The organism is Streptomyces viridosporus, assembly GCF_002078235.1.
Taxonomy (GTDB): Bacteria; Actinomycetota; Actinomycetes; order Streptomycetales; family Streptomycetaceae; genus Streptomyces; species Streptomyces viridosporus.
Genome location: NZ_MSGP01000375.1, coordinates 1 through 4830, shown reverse-complemented (window position 1 = coordinate 4830; position 4830 = coordinate 1). Strand labels below are relative to the sequence as shown.

The window sequence follows — 4830 nt, the reverse complement described above, 5'->3', positions numbered from 1 at the left end:
CAACTGGTGGCTGTGGACGCAGGGCGACAAGGCCTACGCGAACGGCGGCTGGGGCTGGTTCCCCGCCACGAAGGTGTCCGGCGGCGGCAACTACCAGCCCATCCCGGGCCTGCCCGCCTGCTGACCGGCGGGTTCTCGTTGGCGAACTTCTGCTGGCAGACGAACCAGTTGTCGCCGGCGTAGAGGTGACCCGTCCTGGTGTCGCCCACGCCGATGTCGGCCGCCTGGTAGTTGTGACAGTAACGCGCCGTGTACGTCGCGCCGTTCGGGCCCTTCTTCGGTCCGGCGTTCCCCCAGCAGCCGTCCGCGGCCGACGCGCTCGCCGGTGTGAGGACGACGGCGCCCGCCGCGAGGAGCGCCGCGGCGCCGAGCGAGGCGAGTGTGCGCTTCATGGTGTGTGTCCCTCCGGTCGTGCCACCCCCGTTGGTGGACACCCCCCACGGTGGCCCGGACGCCCGCCGGCCGGTACCTCGCACGTCCCAGGGTCAGGAGGCGCCCGGCGGGGTGTACTCCTGGAGGTAGTGGGCGACGCGGTCGGCGTAGGGGCGGTACTTCGGGGGGACACCGCCCGCGTCGTTCACTTTCCGGTACGACGTCCGGTAGGCGGCGGCGAGCAGCACCCGGCGGTCGTCCGGGAGACCGGATTCCAGACGGGGCGCGATCCAGCAGAGGTAACGGCCCATGGCGGGGACGGACTCGGCGGGCGGGAAGGGCGGTTCGGGGACGGTCTCGCCGGGCGTGCCGTCCTCGTTCATCCACCAGCGCAGCACCTTCGGCGTCCAGCGGGCGATGCCGTACTCGTCCTTGGCCGGGTCGGCGAGGTCGGGGTCGAAGTCGCTCTCCACCTTCAGCATGGCGGCGATCAGCGCCGGGGTGACGCCCGCGCGCCCGCAGTCGTGCGCCGTCTCCACGATCAGCAGCCGGTAGGCGGGCGGCACGCCCCGGTCGGTGCGGAGTTCGTCCGCGCCGTAGGAGGCGGCGCCGGCGCCGGTGGTCCCTCCCGTGCCCCCGCCGTCGCCGTCGGACGTGTCCCCGGCCCAGGTGGCGATGCCGTACCCGAGGACGGCCACGGCGGCGGTGGCGGCGGCCGAGGTGACGACCGCCCGCCGCGGGCGGCTGCGCGCGGGCCGCGGGCGGGGCAGCCGGAACGGACGTCCCGCACCGGCCGCCGTCCGCACCCGCCGCAGCAGCTCCTCGCCGTCGATGCGGTCCTCGTGGGTCCGGGTCAGGCAGGCCCGCACGACGTCCCGCCAGGAGTCCGGCAGTGCGGGGGAGAGCCGCAGCTCGTCGGTGCCGCGCGCGTAGGCGGCGGCCGCGTCGCGACGGACCGTCGGGGTGGCGCCGGGCAGCGGGAGGGAGCCGGTGAGGACGAGGTGGGCGAGCACGCCGAAGGCCCACACGTCGGCGGACGGGCGGATGCGGCGGCCCCGTTCACCGATCTCGGACCACAGCAGCTCGGGCGGGGTGTAGTCCGGGGTGGAGAAGGCGGGCGTGTAGGCGTGGGTGCCCTCGAGCTCGGCGGCCATGTTGAAGTCGGCGAGGCGGATCGAACCGTCCGCCATCAGCAGCACGTTGGCCGGTTTCAGGTCCCCGTGCACCCAGCCCGCCCGGTGCAGCTGGGCCAGCCCCTCGCAGATCTGGGCGAGCAGTCCGGGGCCCGCCCCGGGCCGGGGCGAGGCGGTGAGCAGGGCGGACAGGGAGCCCTCCGCCTTCTCCAGGACGAGGACCGTGGCGCCGTCCAGCTCCGGGCGGCCGGGGTCGTCGACGGTGAGCGTCTCGTACATCCGGATCAGCCGCGGCTGCCGCAGTCGGCGCAGCACGTCGACCTCCCGCTCGACCAGTTCGCGCAGGTGGCTCAGCCGGCGGGGCGTACTCGTGCCGGTGGGCAGGAACTTCAGGGCGACCACCCGCGGCCGGCCGTCCCCGCCCCCGGCGCGCCGGCCGGCGTACACGCTGCCGAAGGCGCCGGTCGCGATCGGCTCGCGCACCTCCCACTCGCCCACCCGGTACCCCTTGGGGACCGGCACGGCGTAGGCCTCGGTCACCGGACCCTCTGGCGGGACGGCGCCGCCAGGACCACCAGGTCGTCCTCGCGGACCAGGTCGAAGCGGAGTGCCAGGGAGACCAGTGACTCCTTCTTGCCGTTCAGCCGCGGCCCCGGATCCGCGGTCTCGGGGCCCGGTTTGAGGCGCAGTTTCACGGCGAGGTAGTCGATGTTCCACTGCACCGAGGCGCGGGACGCGGCGGGCCAGACCGGCCGCAGCCGCTCCACGACCTGCTCGACCGTGGGCAGCGGGGCGTGCGGGGTGCCGCGCAGCCGGGGTTCGCACAGGGCGGCCAGCACCGCGAAGTAGCGCTTGGTGCGGTCCAGGGAGAAGGCGGGCGCGGTGGCGGTGCCGTCGGGGTCGTCGGCGAAGCGCACGTGGTCGTGGCGCGGCGCCCAGACCTCCAGCGGCAGCAGCTCGCCGGAGGCCGGCAGCACGATCCGCGAGAACTCGAACGGCACCGGCGCGTCCAGCCGCCCCGGCCCGACCTTGATGTGCTCTCCCGCGCCCTCCGGGTTCTCCACGACGTAGGTCTGCTCCCGGCTGAGATTGCTCAGCAGCCAGAAGGCGCCCTGGGCGGTGATCTCACCGGCCCTCCGGGAGACGCCGTCGTGCGCGATGCGCAGGCCGTTGCCGTGCGCCGAGCGGCCGAAGGCGAGGCGTTCGCCGGGGGCGAGGTGGATACGGGTGCGGTGTTCCGCGTCCTGAGTGGTCGGCGGAGGTACGACGATGAGGCTGTACAAGGTGCGTCTCCCCGTGCCTGTCGGCTGTTCGGCCAGAGTAGGGCGACGCACCGGGGCCGTGTCCTCCCTCGTTCGGGTGAGACACGGCCCCGTGACGTGTTTGGCGAGAAAGCCGCGTGAGCGGGAACGGGCTCAGTACTGCGGCCGGTTGAACCAGTATCCGCCGTTCTTGTTGGCGCAGAACACGATGATCAGGATGCCGAGCACCAGGCTGAGCAACGCGAACACATTGGCGCCGACCAGGCTGATCAGGCTGAACAGCACGACCAGCGAGGCGTAGACGATCGCGGAGACGCGCACGCCGCCGCGGCCCGTGGCGAACTTGGCGGCCGTGAAGATCGCCCAGAAAGCGAACGCCAGCACGATCAGCCCGAAGAAGATCATGACGCCCGCGCCGATGCTCGCGGCGGCGTCCGCGTCCTCCGCGGAGATGCTCGGGTCGGAGGAGACGGCGTCCTCGAAGTACTCCGCGAACCAGGCGCTGGCGACCATCATCAGCACGCCGCCGAGCACCTGGAAGCCGCCGAGCACGAACAGCATCACGCGCGCGGCCTTGACGCTGCCGGGCATGACCGCCGGTGCCCCGGGGTGGCCGTAGGGCTGGAGCGGCGGGGCCGAGGGGTAGCCGTAGCCGGGCTGACCGGGCTGGCCGGGCTGCTGCGGGTAGCCGTAGCCGGGCGGCTGGCCCTGCGGGGCGCCGTAGGGGTTGTTCGGGTCGCCGAAACTCATGGCGGTTCTTCCTCCGTTGTCATTCAACGCGTGCGGGGACGACGCGAGGCACGGCGCGGAGGAAGTTCTACAGATGCGGTCCGTCCCCCCGGTTCTGCCCGCGGCACTGTACGACTCATCGTTCTTGACCGGTCTCTTCCCTGTCCAGACGCATCCCGTATGTGTTGTGCAAGTGCAACATCGCTGATCTTGACCGGAAACGGGCGATCCGTGATCGAGGGCGAGCCGAGGGCGGGCCGGGGACGTCGCGCCCGCCCGTCATGCGGGCGGATTGGAACCCGGGGCCGGTCATCCGCGAGGATGGGTCCATGACCGCCCAGATTCTCGATGGCAAGGCCACCGCAGCCGAGATCAAGTCCGATCTGACCGCCCGCGTGGCGGCGCTGAAGGAGAAGGGCGTCACGCCCGGCCTCGGCACGATCCTCGTCGGGGAGGATCCCGGCAGCCAGAAGTACGTCGCCGGAAAGCACCGGGACTGCGCCCAGGTCGGCATCGCCTCCATCCAGCGCGAGCTGCCGGGCACGGCCACGCAGGAGGAGATCGAGGCGGTCGTCCGCGAGCTGAACGAGGACCCCGCCTGCACCGGCTACATCGTCCAGCTGCCCCTCCCCAAGGGCATCGACGAGAACCGCATCCTCGAACTGATGGACCCGGGCAAGGACGCCGACGGTCTGCACCCGATGAACCTCGGCCGCCTCGTCCTCAACGAGCCGGCCCCCCTGCCCTGCACCCCCAACGGCATCCTCACCCTGCTGCGCCGCTTCGGCGTGGAGATCAAGGGCGCCGAGGTCGTGGTCGTCGGCCGCGGCGTGACCATCGGCCGTCCGATGCCGCTGCTGCTGACCCGGCGCAGCGAGAACGCCACCGTGACCCAGTGCCACACCGGCACCCGTGACCTGTCGGCCCACCTCAGGCGCGCGGACATCATCGTGGCCGCCGCCGGTTCGGCCCATCTGATCCGCCCGGAGGACGTCAAGCCCGGCGCGGCCGTCCTCGACGTCGGCGTCTCCCGCAGCGCCGAGGGCAAGATCGTGGGCGACGTCCACCCGGGCGTGGCCGAGGTGGCCGGCTGGGTCGCCCCCAACCCCGGCGGTGTCGGCCCGATGACCCGGGCCCAGCTGCTGGTCAACGTGGTTGAGGCGGCGGAGCGCAGTGTCGGCTGAGCGCAACGAGGGGACCGGCGAGGAGATCACCGTCCGCGACCCGGTCAGCGCGCCGGACGCCTCGGGCCGGCCGCGCCGCGCCACCCGCCGGTTCCCGCTGTTCACCCGGGACACCGCGCGCCCCGAGGGCGGCGGCCGGGCCGCCCCCGG

Annotated in this window: 4 protein-coding genes and 1 pseudogene; 2 read left to right on the top strand and 3 right to left on the bottom strand. The window is 73.1% G+C overall.

All coding sequences use genetic code 11. The features are described from left to right. Positions 1–485: 485 nt before the first annotated feature. From B7L92_RS25935 to B7L92_RS25925, 3 genes are all read right to left on the bottom strand, one after another. A complete protein-coding gene (locus tag B7L92_RS25935) occupies positions 486–2045 on the bottom strand; it encodes a protein kinase domain-containing protein (RefSeq protein WP_081239813.1) in 1560 nt (519 codons plus the stop codon). Next, positions 2042–2788: an FHA domain-containing protein gene (locus B7L92_RS25930; RefSeq protein WP_081239812.1), complete on the bottom strand. Its 747-nt coding sequence runs from the start codon at positions 2786–2788 to the stop codon at positions 2042–2044. Before B7L92_RS25930 ends, B7L92_RS25935 begins: the two co-directional genes overlap by 4 nt. 132 nt (positions 2789–2920) lie before the next feature. Further along, a complete protein-coding gene (locus B7L92_RS25925; protein ID WP_081239811.1) occupies positions 2921–3517 on the bottom strand; it encodes a hypothetical protein in 597 nt (198 codons plus the stop codon). 308 nt (positions 3518–3825) lie between these two features. Here B7L92_RS25925 and B7L92_RS25920 point away from each other — a divergent pair, with 308 nt between their 5' ends. Together B7L92_RS25920 and B7L92_RS42690 are read left to right on the top strand one after the other, a co-directional pair. Next, positions 3826–4680: a bifunctional methylenetetrahydrofolate dehydrogenase/methenyltetrahydrofolate cyclohydrolase gene (locus B7L92_RS25920; protein ID WP_004984258.1), complete on the top strand. Its 855-nt coding sequence runs from the start codon at positions 3826–3828 to the stop codon at positions 4678–4680. Beyond that, positions 4670–4830 (top strand): annotated as a pseudogene (locus tag B7L92_RS42690) (DUF3017 domain-containing protein); the annotation flags it as partial. The gene B7L92_RS25920 and the pseudogene B7L92_RS42690, both read left to right, overlap by 11 nt.